This window comes from Methanosarcina sp., assembly GCF_028693135.1.
Taxonomy (GTDB): domain Archaea; phylum Halobacteriota; class Methanosarcinia; order Methanosarcinales; family Methanosarcinaceae; genus Methanosarcina.
The window spans coordinates 1-16,533 of the sequence record NZ_JAQUVZ010000066.1 but is presented as its reverse complement, the minus strand read 5'-3'; the positions used below and the strand labels follow the sequence as shown (position 1 = coordinate 16,533).

Below are 16,533 nucleotides of genomic sequence, written 5' to 3'. Positions count from 1 at the left end.
TTTGCTGCATTGTTTTCCAAACCTTCCGGTGATGGCTGCTCCTTATAAGGCATAGGTATATTTAAGGAATAGGATGAAATAGTCTTCCTCATGGCTGAAGTAAAAATTAAGTTATTTGCAAATCTGCGTGAGGCAGCAGGCACACCAGAACTCCTGCTTTCCGGAGAAAAGGTTATTGATGTCCTTTTATCCCTCACCGACAAACATCCGGAGTTAAAAAGCCTTATTTTTGAAAAAAATGATGAAAAAAGCGAGAGCCCCATCCTTTGCGGCTCAATTAATATCCTGGTAAACGGAAACAATGTCCGGCACCTGGAAGGACTTGATACTCTCCTTAAGAATTCGGATGAAATTGGAGTTCTACCTCCCGTCTCAGGCGGCTGATTTTTTTCAGGGGCGAGGACATGGGCAGGATATTCAAAGAACGCACTTCAGTTGATGAAGCTTTACGGCTTTTCCTCAGGAATATTTCTCCTTTCAAGCACACAGAAGAAGTACCACTTCAAGCCTGTGCTGGCAGGGTACTTGCAGAGGCTGTAGTTTCCGGAAGAGATGTCCCTCATTACAGGCGTGCTGCAATGGATGGATACGCGGTCAGGGCATCCGATACTCCGGGCGCTTCCCCTGCAAATCCCGTGCTCTTACAGCTTTCTGACAGCATGGAAGAAGGGACCACTATGTGGATTCATACCGGAGCCGCACTGCCGGAAGAAGCTGATGCGGTTGTAATGGTTGAGGACACCATTACAGTAAGAGACATGGTAGAAATCCGGGTTCAGGTTTATCCTGGAAGGAACGTCGGGCAGGTAGGAGAGGACATAAAAAGAAAAGATCTGATTTTTGAGGAGGGGCATCTCCTTCGTCCCTGTGACGCTGCAGTACTTGCGTCCATTGGACTGAAAAGGGTGAAGGTTTTCCGAAAACCTGTGGTTGCAATCATCCCCACGGGAGACGAACTGGTAAGCCGTGAGACCGCTGGAGAAGTGCCTCCTCCGGGAATGGTGCTTGAGACCAACGGGCTTATGAATGCTCTCTATGTGGAAAGATGGGGAGGAGTTTTCAGATGTACAGGGATCGTACCTGATCGACCGGAGAGCATAAGAGAAGCGGTGGAAACAAACCTGGACGCCGATATGATCCTCATTTCAGGTGGGACTTCAGTTGGTAAAAGAGACCATGCCCCTGAGGTTGTCGAATCTCTGGGAAAACTGCTTGTGCATGGTGTTGGTATTATTCCCGGGAAACCTACAGCCCTTGGGATCATAGATAAAACTCCTGTAGTTTGCCTTCCGGGATACCCGGTTGCCGGGCTTGTTGCTCTGTATTTCTTTGTTCGCCCCGGAATCCGGAAACTGGGTTCGATCCCTGAAGTACCGGAAATTGTCCTTAGAAAGCGCCTGACTGCAAAAATAAGCTCAAAAATAGGATACGTTAATTTCATCCGCGTTGTCTTTGAAGGAGATAGGGTACGCCCAATTATGGGAGCCGGTGCAGGAGTCCTGAGTTCGGTTGCAAAAGCTGACGGCTATGTACTCGTTCCTGAGAACGTGGAAGGCTATGAGGAAGGACAGGAAGTTGAGGTATTCCTTATCGAGTAATATAAATATCCAGGAACATATACTGAAAAGGGCACGGATAACTGGACATATTTTATTACTCACTGAAAAAGAATAAAATTTTATACTAATGGGCGGTAATAGGAATGACATAACCGTCCTTTCCCCCAATTTTTAAAAATGATATCAGTGAAGAAAATGCCCTCTCCAGATAAAGAAATGGATAAGATTTTATTAATAGGAGCCGGCGGCTTTCTAGGAGCCGTTTGCCGATTTTTGCTCTGCGAGCTTGTGGAAGGGCAACTAGGTATCCTGTCTGTAAACGTACTTGGGAGTTTCATGCTGGGCATGATAATGTACGACACTGAATATCTGGGCTTCATAGGCCCTAAAGGACGGATCGCATTCGGAACAGGGTTTATGGGAGCATTTACAACCTTTTCAACATTTACAGTCCAGTCTTTCAGCATGCCTTTTATTCCTGCCCTTGGAAATATCAGCGCCAATCTCTTTCTGACCCTTACAGGCGTATTCTTCGGCAGGAGTGTTATAAAAGCCCTCTCAAGCAGGGAGATCTGAGATATGTTCCCTGTATCGGGCATCGGAGAACTCTTTTTAATAGGCACTGGAGGTTTTATAGGGGCGTCTCTTCGTTATACGGTTTCAAGCCGCGTGCCAAAAATCCAGAATATCCCGGCAGGGACTCTTACAGTAAACCTTCTGGGCAGCATAGTGCTTGCGCTCTTAACTTTTTCCTCAGAACCGGAATCCATGGTATATCTGGTAAACATAGGAATTCTGGGTTCCTTTACAACCTTCTCCACCTTCGCCTATGAAACTTTCAAGCTGCTTGAAGAAGGTCAAAACGCTTCATTTTTCCTCAATATCTTTCTAAATGTTATGCTCTGCCTCCTGGGAGTAAGCATCGCATATCTTGCCCTCAGGCTTTGATTTTGAAGATACCATCTCGGGCAGGTTAAAAGTATTGTTTCAGGCATCCTGTATGCTAAAACTATTAATTTTAATTTGTTTTTTTAAAGCATCAACTGTTATTTTAAAACTTACTTTCGGCAGGTCGACATTAGACATTAGAACATTTTTCCCGATACCGTTTTAAATCATTAGATAACTATTTATTATGTTTAAAGCTTGTTAACGTGTGACCCAACTCTCACGACCTATATAAGCACTGAACCATTTTTTCATTAAAGTTTAGTATAATAGATTAATAATTGGTCATATGTAAACCTAACAACTACACACAATTACGGAGCATCATTTCAAAATCGCCATCATCAAAATTTATCTAAAATTAAATGTCGACCTGCCGAAGGTAAGTTAAAAACATCAACTGTTATTTTAAAAACATCAACTGTTATTTTAAAAACATCAGCTGTTAGAAGCAGCGAACTAAAAAACATCAATTAAAGATAGGGTTGCCTAGAGTAAACTAACCCCTTTGTTTCTTGTAAAAAACTGTGACGTAACTTAAAAATTGATGACTAAAAAATGGTAAAATAGAAAAGCCCTTAAGTTATTTTACAAGGGCTTTTGCAGATCTTCTTATGAAGCGCCTCTTGTGACCTGAAGAGGTGAAACGCTGTGAAGGTCCGGGATGTGCTTTCTGAGCTTTCGATCTCTGAACCTTGATTACTCTGCCTTTTCTGCCTTTTACTTTTACCCAATCAATGCTGCCGGTTTTGCCCATTATCATTCCTCGTTAATTTTGATTAGAATTTATTCTGTATTTGCTTTAACTTATAAGTGCTTCATTCAAATATGATTATTCAAATACGATTTATTCACATACCAGATTCACCTTATCACCGAACACTGCTGTTTGCCGCGGATTTTTTATTCAGCAGTGTTTCAGCAAAAGATATTTTGATTCGATAATATGTCAAATCGATAATATTTCAATGATCTTGATTGGAATATTTGATATTCCTTGAAACCTGAAAGTAAGAAATTATGAGTTTCATCAAACCTTGAGTTTATCATAGAGAGAAATGCTAGTAATTAAATGTTACGGACATTTACCGAAATCCAGGCATAAAAACGTGGAAGACATGCGCAAGATATAAATAATTCTACTTCAGGAAGATGCATATAGACCCATCTGAAACTGCGCAGGCACTTAGATAATGCCAGAAACGGGATGAATAGCAGGAATAAACGAATCGTAGGACAAATATCTCATTATTCTCTTATGAAAAGGTGATTTCCGTAAAAAATAATCCTATTGAAACCAGGCTGGCCGAAGTGCGAGAGGAACTTCTGGATTTAAAAAGCTTCCCGGACTCTGAATTTGTCGGCATAATCAAAGAACTGGGATTCAGATGTGAACTCTGTGCCCGCTGCTGCACTAAAGAGTTTAATGACCATGTATTTCTGCTTGATTCAGACCTGGAAAGAATAAAGCAAATCGATCCTGATGCCGTTACTCCTGCCCCTTATTACGAATTTTGCGACCAGAAAGGCAGGTTCTACGTTTCCGGCTATGCCCTGAAAACAAAACCTGACGGCTCCTGCATTTTCCTGGAAAATAAAAGGTGCAGGATTTATGAGAGCCGCCCTTTAATCTGCAGGGTATATCCCCACATGCTTCACAGAGAAGCCGATGAAACAGGAAAAATAGACTGGCGGCAGATAAGCGGCTTAAACGAGCATGGGAGTTATCATTCAGAACTCGGCGATTCAGAATGTGAAGGAGTTGCACGTGAGACCAGGGCTTATGAAGAAGCTTATCTCAAACAGATGATTGAATTTTTCGAAGCTGTAAGGACTCACTTCAGGAAGAACGGTCTGAAACACGTCCAGAGTATATATGACCGCAGAATGAGGGAATTTCTTAAAGGGGAATGTGAACTGGAAGTTTTTGTATACTGCAAAGGCGGGTTTGAAAAGCAAAAACTCAGGTCTGAACCGGATAGGTAACCAGCAGAACTGCTTAATCTGGGAACAAACTCATCAAGGTAATAGACTTTAAAAATAAATTAAAATGACTGAAAAATTTATTTTTAGATAAAAAGACAATATTTTGTTAAAATCGTAAGGGAAGAAAAGGAAAGGAAAAGAAAGAAAGGAAAAGAAAGAAAGGAAAAGGAAGAATGGAAAAAATTTCAGTTTCTTTTACCTTTGACCTTCCACTTAAGAAGTATTCCTTCTTCAATTTTGTCAGCCGAAAGCAATTCAAGTCCAAAGATTTCGGCTTCCGTGAAACCTTCCCCATCCGTAAAAGTCGGGGCTGTTTTTCCTCCAATGATGAGGTTTCCAACGAAAGTATAAACCTCATCAACAAGGCCTGCAGAGAGCATGCCCCAGTTCAGGGTCGCGCCTCCTTCGACCATGAGGGTGTTTATGCCCATTTTCTTTAATTTTGCTGCAAGCTCTCCAAGGTCAACTTTAAGGGCTCCTGTTTTAATGACCAGAGCTTTTTCTTCGAGGCTTTTGATTTTTTCTGCAGGGGCTGAATTTGAAACAGCAATTATCCTGAGCCCGTCTCCTTTTTTGAATATATCGGCATCCAGAGGGGTTCTTGCGGCACTGTCCACAATAATCCTTACTGGATTTTCGTTTTTTCCGGCGATTTTTCGGGCGGCTTTCCTTTCAGGAGATTTTACAGTAAGGCTGGGGTCATCGGCAAGTACGGTTCCTATCCCTACCATGATTGCATCTGCCTGGGCTCGGAGTTCATCCACTCTCTCAAAATCGAGTTTTCCGGAGATCTTTACCTGCTTCCTCTCCTTTGTTGAGAGCTTGCCGTCGGCCGATATAGCTGAGTTTATAAAAATAAAGGGCCTGTCCATTTTGTGGCTCCTGAAAAAAGTATTCAATTGAGAGGCACTTTGTCTAAAAGTCGCCTTCCAGGATTAGAATTCTGGAATCTGCATTGCAATTCTGGAATCTGCCTGGTACTTGACCTTAAGTCTGTTTTGTCCCAGTTTTTTCGGGATGTTTTTATTTTTTGACTGAAATAAGTTTGAGAAGAGGCTTAAACTATTTCTGGCCTTGCTCAAAACTTTTCTCAGTCCGGGATTTCAACCCGGCTTATTCCGAGTCTATCAGGGGTTTAAGGAGGTCGTGGTCTCTTAAGAGACCCTGAAGCTTGCGGTTTGAATTAATGATTGGTATCTGGTCAATCCTGTTACGTTTCATTTTTCTTGCGCAGTCACTGACAGATGCAATGTAGGTAGCTGTGATCGGTTCCCTGATCATGACGTCGCTTCCAATCAAATTCGGGACCTTGATTCTGGACACGCTGTAGTAGATGCTCATGGTATCCCGCATTGATTCCCAGGTCCATGCATCATCATCCTGACCTGCAGACATATCCGACATCTCTACACTGTCTTCAATAACGCTTGCAGAGATAACGTCCCGATCCGAGATAATCCCAATGAGTTCCAGGGCAGCATCAAGCACAGGCACAGCCTTGACATTGGCAAGTTCCATGATCCTGGCTACGACAGGCAAAGGTGTATCACTGTAGATTGCTACTACTTCCTTTTCCACATAGTCCTTGATAGGAATATCGATATTCATATCCGCAATTGTACCCACGACATCTGCAACCGTAACAAGCCCCACGAGTTTTCCATCATCGACTACTGGAAGTCTTCTTACTTCATGCTGCAGAAGCAAGCGTGCAGCTGTCTGCAGGTCCGATCCAGGGGATATGGTTATCGGGTCTCGTGTCATAAGAAGGGCCAACTGTTCTTCTTCAGGGTTTTGTAACAGGTTTGTCCGGGTCACGATTCCTACTACTTTTGAATCCTTGAGTACCGGGACTCCCGAGATATGTTTGTTCTTAAGAATTTTAAGAACCTCATCCCTAGAACCTGGTAGAGTCGCGCATGCAACGTCCCTTACCATGATATCTTCTATGAAGATGTTTTTTGGCATATGATTTACACCTGTGTTGTCCTCTGAATCCGGGATTTTTTTGTTTATCGCTTCTTAATCAAAAGGCTTCCAGTTGAAAGCAATATCAGCTTGATTCTCCACTACGGACAACCATTACCGGAACTTTTGATCCTCTAACAACCTTTTCTGCAACGCTTCCCAGGAGGAACCTGTCAAGCCCGGTTTTTCCAAGTGTCCCCAAAACTACCAGATCAACATTGTTATTCTCTGCAAACTCGATAATCGCACTACTCGGGTGCCCTTCCTCGATTACCTCCCTTACATCCACACCTGCAGCCTCTCCTTGTTTCTTCACTTCAGAGACTGCCTTCTCCCCCTCTTTCTTCAGGATTTCATACATTGATTCCCATCCTGCATCCATTGGTATTGACGAAAAAGAAGATGTGTCCACTACGTAAAGTGCATGAACTGTAGCCCCACTAAGTTTTGCAATCTCAATTCCGTAAGATAGTGCTTTCTGGGTATTCTCAGATCCATCTGTTGCAATTATTATGTTCCGGTAAAATTCGCTCGTCATGTCTTGCTCTCCGTTTGCGTTACGAATGAAGTACCGCTAATAGATCGTCGGGCCTTGCCCTCCTTGTGATTCCACTTATAGGGTTCTTTATCCCTGCCAGATTATTTGAATTTCCATTCAGGATTATCAAATTAGCTTTATTCCCCTTTTCTATCGAAACCGTGGAATCTGGCCCCATTACAAAAGAACCATTAAGTGTGCAAATTTTAAATACTTGCCTATCTTCGATCGAAAAGATTTTGGACATAAATTCCATTTCAGCAAACATATTTACAGAGTTTAACATTACATTATCTGTCCCTGCAGATACCCGGATTCCAGCCTCAAGCATTTCAGCTATCGGTGCCATCCCTACTCCTGTTACAAAGTTCGACCTCGGGCAGACAACAACTGGAACTTCTGCCTGAGCGACTTCATCAAGGTCTTTTTTTGTGGCTTGTGTTAGATGGATCAACAGGTCGGGCTCCAGAGATAGGGCTTTTTCAATGTCACTTCTGTTCTTTTCCCCTGCGTGGATCGCAAAGAGCTTTTTTTGAGCTCGTGTACAGGCTGTAATTTCCTGCAAGAGTTCCATATTGAAATCGTTTGCTCCGCTTATCCCAAGCCCATCGGAATGCAGTAAAACCCTTCTTACTTCGGCAAGTACAACTCCCAGAGGTAGCTGGGGTTCTGTAGGCCTACCAAATATAAGGGAATGCAGTCCCAGCCCTTCAAGAGCTTTATTCAAAGCTGCAATCCCTACAACTCCTCCTTCTCTAAAATCCGCAAAAGCACAGGTTCCTGTCCCAATCATATCTAAAAGAGACTTTCTAATGTACTCGATAAGTGTTTCATAAGAAGTTTCCCTGAGAATTCTGTGTTTTAATCCATCCGGCGGCTTTACCAGAGAGTCAAGGTCTCTCTTGACCCGAAACCCGGAAGTGATCCCCATGAATGGGTCTTTACAAACTGAGTCTCCGAGATGAGTGTGGGCATTGACAAAACCAGGAGCTATTATATTTGCAGAACATGTACGTTCTTCCCCTATTTCCGTGATAATTCCATTTCTTACACAGATGTACCCCACTATGGGATCCAGTTCGGGACCTGCAATGATTGTTCCGGGAATTATCTGTTCAGTGCCGTACATATATACGCACCTCTGATGCTCATCAAACGCCTGTGCTCAATTAATGGGAGACCAAACATATACATCATATATAACTTTTCCTTAAGCTCTTTTTGTGCTTTCCGGAAATTTATATCTGTATGGGGCGTGCCAGAATAAGTATTATTAGGTTTTAAGCGGCTGCCCCCAATTAGATAAGCACGATAGGCTCATTTTCACCGGCATATTTATAAGTTAGTAAATATATATAGCCATCTGTCGCATTGTATAGGTCCTTGCATGAGATAATGGTAAATCCTAACTGTGAGTGTACAGACAACCCCAATGCGATACACCGATAGTGTGACACTGCTCGGCACGAGGGTAACTGAAAGGGACAGCGGAAAACCAGAGGATGATCTTTCGGAGTTAGTGCGTCCGGGCTACAACACTATTTTACACAAATCATTACTATAAAACTCGTTTTTACACAAATCATTATTATAAAACTCACTTTTACACTGATCTATTTTTATAAAACTCACTCATGATAACTTTTAGATATAATTTAGAAATGAATATTTAATTAGCTGACTCCGGTTGTCGGTCAGCCCGTATTTGATTATAGCTTTATTCGATTCTGGCTATTTTTATTGATCAATGGTTATTACTACCATTTGTCGGTTATCCAGTTACTCATTTATATATAGACCTTTAAAATGATGACACATATGTCCTTCGAAGAGGCAATAAAAGCTCTGGATTCAGGCATTATTATTGATATCGAAGTTACCCCGGGTTCCAGGTCACTTTCTGTTCCCAGCGGTTATAATGAATGGCGCAGGAGAATCGAAGTAAAACTTACTAAAAACGCCCAGAAAGGAAAAGCAAATGGACAACTTATTGAGAGCCTTGCCGAACTCTTTGAGATCAGCAGTTCGAATATCCTGATAAACAGTGGAGCTACAAGCAGCAAGAAGTCTTTACTGGTAAAAGGGGTTTCCTATCAAAGGGCAGTTTCGGTTTTTGGAGCCCGTTTAAAAGGATAAAGACTGGATTGCAGAAAGGGGCTTCCAAACTATATCTCCGGTATAACGAAAAAGGTTGCAGAGTAACGTGACTGATCTTGAAATATACAGAAAAAGGCTGGAAAGGATTGAAGAGCTGCTCTCAGAATTGTCAGAACACTCTGAAAAAGGGGCAGTGATTATTGTTGAAGGAAAAAGAGATATTCTTTCCATGAAACGGCTCGGTATTGAAGGCAGCTTTGAGCTTGCAACCCACCAATCTCTTTTCAATTTTTCAGAGAGGATAGCACAACTCGGCTTTGAGGTTATCATACTCACGGATTGGGATCGGAGAGGGAACCTGCTTGCAGCCAAACTTTCAGAATACTTTGGTAACTTTGGAATAAAACCTGAACTCCAGATCCGGGATAAACTGAAGCTAATAACGCAGAAGGAAATTAAAGATGTGGAAAGCCTTTATACTTACGTTTCCAAGCTAAGGTCAAAGACCGGCTCATCTTTCGACCAGGAATATGGAACCTGAACCTCAAAACGAATGGACCATCCAAATACTCCAAATGTATAAATTGATATAAAGATGCTTAAATACCCTATGAAACTTTAGAATGGAGATAAAAACCTGGGAAAAATTCTGCTAAAAAGTCAGCTAGTCAAAAAAAAGAGTTACTTTTTTTCCTACATATTTCAGAAAAAGAAAAAATAAAAGTTAATGTTTACTTTAACCTAAAAAAGAGAAAGAATTATGAATTATACATTGGATGATTCTGCTTTATCCGGAATCAGCTCCATATTTTGCGGATTTTTTTGATGATTGAATGTTCTGTCAAATTCCGGATATTTTTGAAATTTGCCAGCCAGGTCTTCAAACATTTTATGCCTTGGACTGATAATAATTATATGCGCAGGAGGGTGAATCTTTTTCAACCTGCTAATAGCCGCCCCAGCGTGGTTATTCAACTCCACAAGAGCTGCAGAGTTACATTTTGACTTGAGTGATACGCCCATTACACTTACAAGAAGCTCATCAGCATAGTTTGGTTCTATACATTTGGGTGTCGCTGAAAATTGGATATGCCCGTATCGTTCCAGGTCATGTAATGCTATTTTTACTTTATCCGAGTCGTCTGCCCGGACTAACGCGAATGATTTCATTTTTTACACACCACCAATCTAAAGAAGTTATCCCCATTTCGATATGGATCTGCCCCTATAATAAACTTTGTGTATGAAAAGGCTTAGTGGACGACCACGACTTTTCAGGTGAATGTGGCACCCTCATCATATTAATAATGTTAATAATAATGTTAATAATAATGTTAAAAATGACCAGTTCCGGGGCCGTAATATTTTGTCCGCCTTTCTTCTGAGGTAGAATTTACTCAAAAATTATAAGGGTGTTCCACAATTTATTTTTTAAAGAGTTAGTATGCGCTTCCATGAAAGAAAGTCGCATATGCTATAGTTATATGCATCGTATATATATTCGTTTTGAAATAATATTTTAATAACAGGATAACTTTACGATATATCCTATTTAGTTGAGTTATTTAAGAAACTAGATTTTATTTTATTTTATTTCATTTAATAAGATAATATTTTCTTGTTGATCCTATAAACTACATTTTTAATCCCAGAGTCAATATGAATGGAGACATTTTTCCGAGCTAATGAAGAAATAAGGGAATATTCCAGCTTTAAACGTGTATTTATAAATTTAGAAAATATCTTTATAAATTATATAAAAGTGGAATAATATAAACATAATTGATTAGATTCTGCCACATTAACTAAAAATTACTTCGTTAAATGGTATCTTTTATTTAGAACCTTGCCATATCATATATCGAGACAGTATACAAAAATATTTATCATAGGACTACCTGGGTTCTTTTTTCGTCCCCGTGCATGAAAAAACCCAAATATTCTGTGGACTGAGTTCTTCTCTTATAACCTCAATTAATTACATCTTAATATATCTTTGATCCAACAAGTCGGGTTCAATAAATTGGATTCGGTTTAGGAGCCTGTTACCAGACTATCTGGTTGAAGTATCCAGGATTAAGTGTCCAGATTAAGTGTCCAGGGTTAGATGTGAACTGCCCGCTAAATCTAAAGATTTAACGGGCTTCCTGTGTCATTCTTCAGACTATTGTTCACAAATCAAGCAGGCTCCACCCCGTGTCCGGTGAAAATATGTACTTGAGCTTCCTTTAGGATTCCAGTTTTCGCTGGCACAGTCTCCAGCCCTTAGAGAATAAGTACGATTGTGAAGTGTTGGTTAACAGGGCAATTGCGAGAATTGAATTGTGGTAACAGCAAAATATCTCTATCTCGTGCCTGGGAATCGCTTTGAGATTTCAGCACAGGGCAATAGACTTCAGAATAGAAATAAGTTCGCAAAATCAATAACAAGAGAACGTGAGGAAGTTGACGAATATCTCCCACGAAGCTGAAGACTTCAAGGTTTTACGCTTCTTCCTATAAAGACGGTGAATATATGGTTAAAGATATTGAAACTAAAGTGGTTAAAGCAAAAAAAGCTTCAATTGAACTTTCCGATGTAAGCGAAGAGGTTAAAAACAGGGCGCTTGAGGCTATGGCAAAAGCCCTGGATAGGGAACGAAAAGCTATCATTGAAGCAAATTTAAAGGATCTTGAATATGCAGCCGAACTAAAAAAAACCGGGAAGCTCACCCAGGCCCTTGTAGACAGGCTTAAAGTCACTGACTCAAAGGTCGATGGGATGATAGCAGGAATAAGGGATGTAATAGGGCTCAAAGACCCTGTGGGGGACACTCTTGCCACACTCGAGCTTGATAATGATTTGATCCTCTATCAGGTTAGCTGCCCTATAGGTCTGATAGGAGTAATTTTTGAATCCCGACCTGACGTAGTGCCTCAGGTAATGTCTCTTTGTTTGAAGAGCGGAAATGCAACTATTTTCAAAGGCGGAAGTGAAGCCAGGGAGTCAAACCGCACAATTTTCGAAATTCTTGTAAAAGCCATAGAATCCACCGAGGGCATGCCGAAAGGAGCCTTCCAGCTAATGGAAACCAGAGAAGAAATCATGAGCCTTCTAAGCCTTGATGCTTATGTAGATCTCCTGATCCCCAGAGGCTCCAATGAGTTTGTCAAGTTCATTCAGGATAATACAAAAATCCCGGTACTCGGGCACACAAGTGGGATCTGCCATATCTATGTGGATGAGTTTGCAGATCTGGACACAGCCTGGAAGGTCTGTTTTGATGCCAAGGTCCAGTACCCCGCAGTATGCAACGCCATTGAAACTCTTCTTATAAACCGCAAGATTGCGGAAGCTTTTCTGCCGAAAATGGCAGAAATGTATATTGGGGCAGGGGTTGAACTGCGCTGTGACGAGGACAGCTATTCCTTGCTTGCAGAAAAAGGGCTTTCCCCTCTTTCAAGAGCTACTGAAGAGGACTGGAGCCTTGAATATAACGACCTTATCCTTTCAATAAAGCTTGTAGACACCATAAAAGCAGCAATTGACCACATAAACACCTTCGGATCCCACCACACCGATGGGATAATCACGGAAAATATTTCCCGGAGGAAAGAGTTCATAGGGCTTATTGACTCTTCAAGCGTTATGGTGAACGCCTCTACCCGTTTTGCGGACGGCTACCGTTATGGAAAAGGCGCAGAGGTAGGAATCAGTACAAACAAGATTCACTCCCGCGGACCTGTTGGCATGGAAGGGCTACTGATTTACAAATATATTCTTATGGGAAAAGGCCAGGTTGTTGCCGACTATGCAGGAGAAAATGCAAAACCCTATACCCACAGGAAGCTTGACCTTAAGTTTGAGGATGTGGATTAATACATTCTTGAATATTTATGATATGCTTATATATTTGAATTGAAATACCAGCGCAGGTTAAGTGCAAAAACCGGAAATCCTGGCTGGCAGCTGAGATCATCTGCAGCAGTTTTCCAAATAACCTTAAGAGGCACTTCCATTGACAGATAGAGAACAATTCTTCCGTGATGTTAATAAAATCGTTATTAAGATTGGAACTTCTTCGATCACCAGAAAGGGCTGTGACCATACAAGGGAAAACTGCAACATTGACCCACTCTTCATGGAAAGCGTTGCCGCTCAGGTATCCGAGCTTCGAAAAAAGGGAAAAGAAGTAATTCTTGTAAGTTCGGGAGCGATAGGAGTCGGGCTTAACGAGCTGGGCATAGACCCTAAACCCCGTGAGATCCCTATAAGGCAGGCAGCTGCAGCTGTGGGGCAGAGCATACTGATGCAGGACTGGATCAAGGCTTTTTCCAGGCACGGGATGAAGGTAGCCCAGATACTTCTTACATACGAATTCTATTCAGATCGCGTAACCTACCTTAACCTGAGAAACAGCATTTCAACCCTTCTGGAGTATGGGGTCGTCCCGATAATAAACGAAAACGACTGTACCTGTACGAACGAGATTGAAGCAATCTTCGGGGACAATGACAAACTCTCTGCAATGGTTGCAAGCAAAATTGATGCCGATCTCCTGATCATCCTTTCGGACATTGACGGTCTCTTTGACAAGAACCCAAAAACGCATAGTGATGCAAGACTTCTGACCCTTGTAAAAAAGATCACACCTGAAATAGAGAGCTACGGAGGAGACCCTACGAGCTTTAAGGGTGTGGGGGGAATGCGGACCAAGATAAAAGCTGCAAAGATATGCAGCATGGCAGGCTGCTATGTCGTAATCGCAAACAGTGAAGTAGAGAATATTATCCTGAAGATTCTCTCTGGAGAAGAGATCGGAACTCTCTTCCTTGCTGAGAGGCATATTCAGAAAAACCGCTCCCGCTGGATTATTCTTGCCAGGGCTTCAGGAACTGTCCGTGTGGATGCCGGGGCAAAAGCTGCAGTTCTTGGAAAAAACAGCCTCCTTCCGGCAGGCATTGTGGGTATTGAGGGAACTTTTGATAGGGGAGACATCGTGAAGCTCGAGTGTGAAGGCAGAGTCTTTGCAAAAGGAATTACAGACTATACATCCGAAGAACTTATCAAAATCAGAGGAGCCCACACAGATCAAATTGAAAATATTCTGGGCCATAATAATTATGATAATGTTATAAAGAAAGAAAATATCGGCATACTGCAAGAGTTAAACTAAATCCATCGGGTTCAGAAAGATTTCCCGGATCTCCTCTGGCCCTGGAAACCAGTATTATCGATTCTGGGAGTCTAACCGGTGCTATAGAGTTTCTGAAGCCTTAACAGGTAATATTGAGTTTTCGAAGCTTTAACAGGCAAAGAAATGCAGGCATGCATTGAAATTAACCTCTTGCGGGTCAACTTCGAAACCAGTTCCTTTCAAATATACAGTTAATTTACAATTATTTTCTGGAAATAAGGAGATTTCATATATGACAGATCAAAAAATAGGATTCATAGGAGCAGGGAAAATGGGCTCTGCTCTCATGCAGGGCATCATTAAAGCCGGAATCGTAAAGCCTGAAAATGTCGGGGCAAGTGATGTATACGAGCCCTTTTTGAAAGAGCTGCAGGCAAAACTGGGAATCCGGGTGTCAACTGACAACGCTGATATTGTCCGGGATTCGGATATTCTGATTCTTGCAGTAAAGCCCCAGACCCTGGGCTCGGTGCTCGCAAATCTGAAGAAAGATATAACTTCAGAAAAACTCGTGATATCAATTGCTGCAGGAGTACCTCTCTCCACCTACGAGGATGCTCTCCTCGAAGGCACCAGGGTTGTGCGCGTGATGCCAAACATAGCAGCCACAGTTTCTGAAGCTGCTTCAGGGATTGCCCCTGGAAAAAACGCCACTCAGGATGATGTGAAAGCTGCACTGAAGATCTTTTCTGCGGTTGGCACAGCAGTTCAGTTGCCGGAATCTCTTATGGATGCCGTTACAGGGCTTTCGGGCAGTGGGCCTGCGTTCATTTTTCCGGTTATTGAAGCAATGGCTGATGGGGCTGTCCTTGAGGGAATGGACAGAAAGAGCGCCCTTACTCTTGCAGCCCAGACTGTGCTCGGAGCTGCAAAAATGGTGCTTGAAACAGGCATGCACCCCGGAGAACTCAAAGATATGGTTACATCTCCTGCCGGGACTACCATTCAGGGGGTTCACGCCCTTGAAGAAGCCGGAATCCGAGCTGCCTTTATGAATGCCGTTATAAGGGCAAGCGAACGTTCAAAGGAACTCGGAAAAAAATAAAATCCGATTCCTTCCTTCTTTTTAATTTTATATAGTAATTATTCAAGGTATAGTTACTAAAAAAGGAAAATAATGTGATTTATTGTTTTGAAATTATTTTTGGCTATCTTTTTTCAGACATATAAACCAGTCAAGACAGAGCTTGCCTTCTTCTTCCTTTCCAAGCCTTTCTTTCACTCCTTCCATTGTATTCGGAGTCGGAATGATTACGTCATCTCCTGGCTGCCAGTTCGCAGGGGTTGCAACTTTTTCTGCCGCATTTTTCTGCAGGGCGATCACGATCCTCTTGATCTCCTGCATATTCCTTCCGGTTGACTGCGGATAGTAGAGTATTGTCCTGACTTTTGCCTCCGGATCAATAATAAATACGGCTCTTACAGCCTGGGTGGTCGAGGCTTTTGGCTGGATCATGCCATATTTTTTCGCGACATCCATCTTCAGGTCTTCTATCACCGGGAATTTGATCTCGAGATTTTTCATTCCTTTATATTCGATTTTCTCTTCGATCCGCTTAAGCCAGGCAATATGGGAATAAACGCTGTCTATGGAGAGCCCTATAAGTTCGGTGTTCATTTCCCTGAATTCTTCCTGCATACTGGCAAAGGTCATGAATTCTGTAGTGCATACTGGCGTGAAGTCTGCAGGGTGACTGAATAGGATGACCCATTTTCCTTTATAGTCCTCGGGGAAATTGATCATTCCCTGTGTGGTCACTGCGGTAAATGAAGGGGCATCATCTCCAATGAGAGGCATACGTATCTGTTCGGATTCTGTTTCTGTGATGTTTTCACCTCATATTTTAGACTGCAATCTGTTTCCTTTATCTAAACCAGACGACTTCAGGTTATCGGTACTGAATCCTGAATAAAACTACATGTTCCCTTAATCGTCCCCAAAAAACACTTTATTATTAATTCTCATTGTTATATATCTTACTGGAGAGTTACCCACTAACATTCAGAGTTTCAACATTTGTTGCCTTATTTTTATGAACAGGTTTAAAAGAGAATTTGTGTTGAAAATCGTGTCTCTGATTGCTTATATAAATTGAAGCTAAAAGAAATTCATATATATGTAAAAACAAACTGTAAAAAACGCACATGAAATTCTTCGAATAACATGCCCAAACAATGAAAGTCCTTTTCACTTACCTTTTTTTGATATTAACTCCATCATTACCTTGGGACAGGAAGGTTGTTTTTTATTTGGCTCTTC

Annotated in this window: 17 protein-coding genes; 10 read left to right on the top strand and 7 right to left on the bottom strand. The window is 41.8% G+C overall.

Features of this window, described 5'->3' with window-relative positions; all coding sequences use genetic code 11:
• The first annotated feature begins 90 nt into the window (after window positions 1-90).
• From PHF18_RS17100 to crcB (PHF18_RS17085), 4 genes are all read left to right on the top strand, one after another.
• On the top strand, window positions 91-384 hold the full coding sequence (locus tag PHF18_RS17100; protein WP_300104839.1) for a ubiquitin-like small modifier protein 1: 294 nt from the start codon (window positions 91-93) through the stop codon (window positions 382-384).
• Between the two features lie 20 nt (window positions 385-404).
• On the top strand, window positions 405-1,598 hold the full coding sequence (gene glp, locus PHF18_RS17095; RefSeq protein WP_300104838.1) for a gephyrin-like molybdotransferase Glp: 1,194 nt from the start codon (window positions 405-407) through the stop codon (window positions 1,596-1,598).
• 156 nt (window positions 1,599-1,754) lie between these two features.
• Complete coding sequence (crcB, locus tag PHF18_RS17090) at window positions 1,755-2,135, top strand: fluoride efflux transporter CrcB (RefSeq protein WP_300104837.1); 381 nt, start codon at window positions 1,755-1,757, stop codon at window positions 2,133-2,135.
• Window positions 2,136-2,138: 3 nt separating this feature from the next.
• Window positions 2,139-2,507 (top strand): fluoride efflux transporter CrcB, encoded by a 369-nt coding sequence (gene crcB / locus PHF18_RS17085; RefSeq protein ID WP_300104836.1) that lies wholly within the window; start codon window positions 2,139-2,141, stop codon window positions 2,505-2,507.
• A 583-nt stretch (window positions 2,508-3,090) separates the two neighbouring features.
• Here the strand turns inward: crcB (PHF18_RS17085) and PHF18_RS17080 are convergent.
• The gene (locus PHF18_RS17080) at window positions 3,091-3,264 is read right to left on the bottom strand and encodes a DUF5350 domain-containing protein (RefSeq protein WP_198143816.1); all 174 of its coding nucleotides are present in this window, start codon (window positions 3,262-3,264) and stop codon (window positions 3,091-3,093) included.
• 509 nt (window positions 3,265-3,773) lie between these two features.
• Here PHF18_RS17080 and PHF18_RS17075 point away from each other — a divergent pair.
• Window positions 3,774-4,493 (top strand): YkgJ family cysteine cluster protein, encoded by a 720-nt coding sequence (locus tag PHF18_RS17075; protein WP_300104834.1) that lies wholly within the window; start codon window positions 3,774-3,776, stop codon window positions 4,491-4,493.
• A 185-nt stretch (window positions 4,494-4,678) separates the two neighbouring features.
• Here the strand turns inward: PHF18_RS17075 and PHF18_RS17070 are convergent, their stop codons facing one another.
• The 4 genes from PHF18_RS17070 to PHF18_RS17055 form a co-directional block, all read right to left on the bottom strand.
• Window positions 4,679-5,365, bottom strand: coding sequence for a 2,5-diamino-6-(ribosylamino)-4(3H)-pyrimidinone 5'-phosphate reductase (locus PHF18_RS17070; protein WP_300104833.1), 687 nt, complete (start codon window positions 5,363-5,365; stop codon window positions 4,679-4,681).
• A gap of 241 nt (window positions 5,366-5,606) precedes the next feature.
• The gene (locus PHF18_RS17065) at window positions 5,607-6,461 is read right to left on the bottom strand and encodes a CBS domain-containing protein (protein ID WP_300104831.1); all 855 of its coding nucleotides are present in this window, start codon (window positions 6,459-6,461) and stop codon (window positions 5,607-5,609) included.
• Between the two features lie 85 nt (window positions 6,462-6,546).
• Window positions 6,547-6,999: a universal stress protein gene (locus PHF18_RS17060; protein WP_300104829.1), complete on the bottom strand. Its 453-nt coding sequence runs from the start codon at window positions 6,997-6,999 to the stop codon at window positions 6,547-6,549.
• Window positions 7,000-7,018: 19 nt separating this feature from the next.
• Window positions 7,019-8,128 (bottom strand): amidohydrolase family protein, encoded by a 1,110-nt coding sequence (locus tag PHF18_RS17055; RefSeq protein ID WP_300104827.1) that lies wholly within the window; start codon window positions 8,126-8,128, stop codon window positions 7,019-7,021.
• A gap of 680 nt (window positions 8,129-8,808) precedes the next feature.
• On the opposite strand from PHF18_RS17055, the gene PHF18_RS17050 reads away from it, so the two are divergent.
• Together PHF18_RS17050 and PHF18_RS17045 are read left to right on the top strand one after the other, a co-directional pair.
• Window positions 8,809-9,135, top strand: coding sequence for a DUF167 domain-containing protein (locus PHF18_RS17050; RefSeq protein WP_300104843.1), 327 nt, complete (start codon window positions 8,809-8,811; stop codon window positions 9,133-9,135).
• A 67-nt stretch (window positions 9,136-9,202) separates the two neighbouring features.
• The gene (locus tag PHF18_RS17045; protein WP_300104825.1) at window positions 9,203-9,637 is read left to right on the top strand and encodes a toprim domain-containing protein; all 435 of its coding nucleotides are present in this window, start codon (window positions 9,203-9,205) and stop codon (window positions 9,635-9,637) included.
• Between the two features lie 224 nt (window positions 9,638-9,861).
• On the opposite strand, the gene PHF18_RS17040 is transcribed toward PHF18_RS17045, so the two are convergent.
• Window positions 9,862-10,266, bottom strand: coding sequence for a DUF356 domain-containing protein (locus PHF18_RS17040; protein ID WP_300104823.1), 405 nt, complete (start codon window positions 10,264-10,266; stop codon window positions 9,862-9,864).
• 1,345 nt (window positions 10,267-11,611) lie between these two features.
• Here PHF18_RS17040 and PHF18_RS17035 point away from each other — a divergent pair.
• The 3 genes from PHF18_RS17035 to proC all read left to right on the top strand — a co-directional run bounded on the left by PHF18_RS17035 (window position 11,612) and on the right by proC (window position 15,318).
• A complete protein-coding gene (locus PHF18_RS17035) occupies window positions 11,612-12,955 on the top strand; it encodes a glutamate-5-semialdehyde dehydrogenase (RefSeq protein WP_300104821.1) in 1,344 nt (447 codons plus the stop codon).
• A gap of 139 nt (window positions 12,956-13,094) precedes the next feature.
• Window positions 13,095-14,252: a glutamate 5-kinase gene (gene proB, locus PHF18_RS17030; RefSeq protein WP_300104820.1), complete on the top strand. Its 1,158-nt coding sequence runs from the start codon at window positions 13,095-13,097 to the stop codon at window positions 14,250-14,252.
• A gap of 253 nt (window positions 14,253-14,505) precedes the next feature.
• Entirely contained in the window at window positions 14,506-15,318 is an 813-nt protein-coding gene (gene proC, locus PHF18_RS17025; protein WP_300104818.1) for a pyrroline-5-carboxylate reductase, read from the top strand.
• A 93-nt stretch (window positions 15,319-15,411) separates the two neighbouring features.
• On the opposite strand, the gene PHF18_RS17020 is transcribed toward proC, so the two are convergent.
• Entirely contained in the window at window positions 15,412-16,077 is a 666-nt protein-coding gene (locus tag PHF18_RS17020) for a peroxiredoxin (RefSeq protein ID WP_300104841.1), read from the bottom strand.
• Window positions 16,078-16,533 lie beyond the last annotated feature (456 nt).

What these genes read in the sequence shown, in the direction of transcription:
- PHF18_RS17100 (WP_300104839.1), top strand. Translation starts at nt 91, where the DNA reads ATGGCTGAAGTAAAAATTAAGTTATTTGCAAATCTGCGTGAGGCAGCA.
- glp (WP_300104838.1), top strand. Translation starts at nt 405, where the DNA reads ATGGGCAGGATATTCAAAGAACGCACTTCAGTTGATGAAGCTTTACGG.
- crcB (WP_300104837.1), top strand. Translation starts at nt 1,755, where the DNA reads ATGCCCTCTCCAGATAAAGAAATGGATAAGATTTTATTAATAGGAGCC.
- crcB (WP_300104836.1), top strand. Translation starts at nt 2,139, where the DNA reads ATGTTCCCTGTATCGGGCATCGGAGAACTCTTTTTAATAGGCACTGGA.
- PHF18_RS17080 (WP_198143816.1), bottom strand. Translation starts at nt 3,264, where the DNA reads ATGGGCAAAACCGGCAGCATTGATTGGGTAAAAGTAAAAGGCAGAAAA.
- PHF18_RS17070 (WP_300104833.1), bottom strand. Translation starts at nt 5,365, where the DNA reads ATGGACAGGCCCTTTATTTTTATAAACTCAGCTATATCGGCCGACGGC.
- PHF18_RS17065 (WP_300104831.1), bottom strand. Translation starts at nt 6,461, where the DNA reads ATGCCAAAAAACATCTTCATAGAAGATATCATGGTAAGGGACGTTGCA.
- PHF18_RS17060 (WP_300104829.1), bottom strand. Translation starts at nt 6,999, where the DNA reads ATGACGAGCGAATTTTACCGGAACATAATAATTGCAACAGATGGATCT.
- PHF18_RS17055 (WP_300104827.1), bottom strand. Translation starts at nt 8,128, where the DNA reads ATGTACGGCACTGAACAGATAATTCCCGGAACAATCATTGCAGGTCCC.
- PHF18_RS17050 (WP_300104843.1), top strand. Translation starts at nt 8,809, where the DNA reads ATGACACATATGTCCTTCGAAGAGGCAATAAAAGCTCTGGATTCAGGC.
- PHF18_RS17040 (WP_300104823.1), bottom strand. Translation starts at nt 10,266, where the DNA reads ATGAAATCATTCGCGTTAGTCCGGGCAGACGACTCGGATAAAGTAAAA.
- PHF18_RS17035 (WP_300104821.1), top strand. Translation starts at nt 11,612, where the DNA reads ATGGTTAAAGATATTGAAACTAAAGTGGTTAAAGCAAAAAAAGCTTCA.
- proC (WP_300104818.1), top strand. Translation starts at nt 14,506, where the DNA reads ATGACAGATCAAAAAATAGGATTCATAGGAGCAGGGAAAATGGGCTCT.